This is a genomic window from Streptomyces sp. NPDC058877, assembly GCF_042742855.1.
Classification (GTDB): Bacteria; Actinomycetota; Actinomycetes; order Streptomycetales; family Streptomycetaceae; genus Streptomyces.
This window is the reverse complement of sequence record NZ_JBHYMF010000397.1, coordinates 1-1,469: the sequence shown is the minus strand read 5'-3', so window position 1 is coordinate 1,469 and position 1,469 is coordinate 1. Positions and strand designations below refer to the sequence as shown.

General features: G+C 71.3%; 1 protein-coding gene. It reads left to right on the top strand.

The window, feature by feature from the left end; translation table 11 throughout:
- Positions 1-1,469, top strand: a 1,469-nt coding sequence (locus ACFW2Y_RS35845; protein ID WP_384887937.1) for an AMP-binding protein, incomplete at both ends; no start/stop codon positions are given.

The following is a 1,469-nucleotide window of genomic DNA, read 5'->3' as shown; positions in this document are numbered from 1 at the left end:
GCATCCCACCACCCCCTGTTCCAAGTCGTCCTCAACTTCGACGGCACCGAACGACCGCCCCTCACCCTCCCGCACCTCACCACCCACATCGACGAGGACCTGACCGACGCGGGCACCGCGAAGGTCGACCTGAGCTTCCACCTCCGGGAGCGACAGGCCGAGGACGGAACCCCCGCGGGCATCGACGGCGCCCTCGAATACGCAGTGGACCTCTTCGACCCGGAGACCGTCCGCCGCATCGGCGTCCGGCTGTGCTGCCTGCTGCGCGCCGCCATCGGCGCCCCGGAGCGGCGGATCACCGACCTCGACCTGCTCGACGCACCCGAGCTCGAATCCGTCGTGCGGCTCTGGAACGACACCGGTCAGGAGGTGGACTCCCGGCCCCTGCCCGCACTCTTCGAGGAGCAGGTGCGCCGTACCCCGCAGGCCATCGCCGTACGCGGGGCCGTCGACACCACGTACGCGCAGCTGAACGAACGCGCCAACCGCCTCGCACGGCACCTCGGGGCCCTGGGCGGCGGGCGCGAGGACGTCGTCGCCGTCGCCCTGCCACGGTCCGTGGACGCGCTGGCGGCACTACTCGGCGTGATGAAGGCCGGAGCCGTCTACCTGCCCGTTGATCCCGGCCTCCCGGCCGCCAGGATCACCCAGCTCGTCCAGGACACCCACGCGGTCGCCGTCCTCACCCTGTCCGGCTCGGCGCCGCTGCTGGAGAAGGCCCTGGCAGCACGCGGTCACGACGGAAGCCCGGACGCCGCAGAAGCTGTCCCGAGCATCGTGGTGATCGACGACCCGCGCACCGAGGAGACCATCACGGCCCGGCCCGGGGGCGACCTCACGGACGACGAGCGCGGCGGCCGGCTGACCTCGTCCCAGCTCGCGTACGTCATCTTCACCTCCGGCTCCACCGGAACCCCGAAGGGCGTCATGTTGGAGCACGCCGGTCTCGCCTCTCTCGCCGCCGCGCAGATCGACCACTTCCGGGTGGACGCCGCCAGCCGTGTCCTGCAGTTCGCGTCCCTGAGTTTCGACGCGTCCGTCTCCGAGATCGCCATGGCCCTGCTTTCTGGCGCCTCACTCGTCCTGCGGCCCGACGGCATGCTCCCCGGCCCCGGTCTCACGGAGCTCATCGCACGGCACGAGGTGACCCACGCGACCCTGCCGCCCGCAGTGCTCGGCGTGCTCGACCCGGCCGAGCACGGCACACTCCGGACACTGATCGCGGCGGGCGAAGCCTTGTCCGAGAAGACCGCCGGCATCTGGTCCGACCGCCGTCTGATCAACGCCTATGGCCCCACCGAGACGACCGTGTGCGCCACCATGAGCCGGCCGCTCACCGGGATCGGACAGCCCGGCATCGGCCGGCCGATCTGGAACGCGCGGGTATACGTACTGGATGGCCGTCTGAATCCGGTGGGCGTGGGAATGGTCGGCGAGTTGTACGTGAGTGGCGCCGGCCTGGCACGCGG